This window comes from Streptomyces rugosispiralis (genome assembly GCF_024505145.1).
GTDB classification, from domain to species: domain Bacteria; phylum Actinomycetota; class Actinomycetes; order Streptomycetales; family Streptomycetaceae; genus Streptomyces; species Streptomyces rugosispiralis.
The window spans coordinates 1-1,675 of the sequence record NZ_JANIAA010000145.1 but is presented as its reverse complement, the minus strand read 5'-3'; the positions used below and the strand labels follow the sequence as shown (position 1 = coordinate 1,675).

1 protein-coding gene is annotated in these 1,675 nt (G+C 72.4%); it reads left to right on the top strand.

All coding sequences use genetic code 11. From position 1 onward, the window contains the following. The coding region (locus NP777_RS46755; protein ID WP_256656299.1) for a condensation domain-containing protein at window positions 1-1,675 on the top strand (1,675 nt) is incomplete at both ends.

Genomic DNA, 1,675 nt, shown 5'->3' with positions numbered 1-1,675 from the left:
TGCAACGGCAATGACAGTAGCGACGGCGAGAGTGGTCTGACTGGGCTGCGGGAGTACGTGGCCGAACGGCTGCCCGAGTACATGGTCCCGGCCGCCGTGATGGCCATTGACACGCTCCCGGTCACGGCCAACGGCAAGCTCGACCGTGCCGCCCTCCCCGCCCCCGACTTCGGCGGCGCCACCGGGCGCGGCCCCGCCACTCCGGTCGAGGAGATCGTCGCCGGGGTGTTCGGCGAGGTGCTCGGGCTGGACTGGGTGGACGCGGAGGCGTCCTTCTTCGAGCTGGGTGGCGACTCCCTGCTCGCGATGCGGCTCATCGCCCGCATCCGCGCCGTCCTCGACGCGGAGCTCACCATCGGGGAGCTCTTCGCCGCCTCCTCGGTCGCCGGCGTGGCCCGGCTGGTCGACGCGGCAACCGGCCAGACGCACGCCGCGCTGACGTCGCGGCCCCGGCCGGAGGTGCTGCCGCTGTCGTTCGAGCAGCAGCGGATGTGGTTCCTCAACCAGCTCGAAGGCGCGGGCGAGGGCGCGGCGTACAACCTCCCCCTCGCTCTGCGGATGTCCGGCGAGCTGGACCTCGCGGCGCTGGAGGCCGCGCTGGGCGACGTGGCCGACCGGCACGAGAGCCTGCGCACGATCTACCCGGCGAGCGAAGGCGCCCCGCGTCAGCAGGTGCTCGAAGGCGCCGCGGGCAGGCCGCCGCTGGCCGTGGTGGACACCGACGAGGACGAGATCGACGACGCCCTCACCGCTCATATGGGCCGTGGCTTCGACGTCAGCGTCGATCTGCCCTGGCGGATCCGGCTGCTCAGGACCGGCCCCACGGACTACGTCCTGCTCATCGTGGCGCACCACATCGCGGTGGACGGCTGGTCGATGGGCGTCCTCGCGCAGGACCTGGAGACCGCCTACACCGCCCGCCTCCAAGGCCGGCTCCCTGGCTGGGAGCCGCTGCCCGTGCAGTACGCCGACTACGCGCTCTGGCAGCGCGAGGTACTCGGCGATCTCGGCGACCCGCGGAGTGTGATCAGCGGGCAGCTGGACCACTGGCGGCGGACGCTCGCCGGCGCACCGGAGGAACTGGACCTGCCGACCGACCGGCCCCGACCGGCCGCGCCGTCGTTCCGCGGGCGCACCCTGCCGGTTGAGGTGGACGCGGAGACCCACGCCCGGCTGGTGGAGTTCGCGCGACGTGGCCGGGCGACGATGTTCATGGTCGTGCATGCGGCGCTGGGGGTTCTGCTGTCGCGGATGGGTGCGGGTACCGATATCCCCATCGGCACGGCGGCCGCGGGGCGTGGTGACGCGGCGCTGGACGGGCTGGCCGGCTTCTTCGTCAACACGCTGGTGCTGCGCACCGATCTGAGCGCCGACCCGGGCTTCGATGAGCTGCTGGCCCGGGTGCGCGAGGCCGATCTGGCGGCGTACGCGCATCAGGATGTGCCGTTCGAGCGGCTGGTCGAGGACCTCAACCCGACCCGGTCCCTCTCCCGAAACCCGCTGTTCCAGATCATGCTCGTCCTGCAGAACCTGCCCGCGTCCCAGGGCCGGTGGAATCTGCCCGGACTGCGGGTCGGGCCGCTGGAGGCCACCTCGCAGGAGTCCACCGCGAAGTTCGACCTGTCGTTGACCCTGGCCGAACGGCGCGACAGCGAAGGCGATCCGGCCGGGCTCG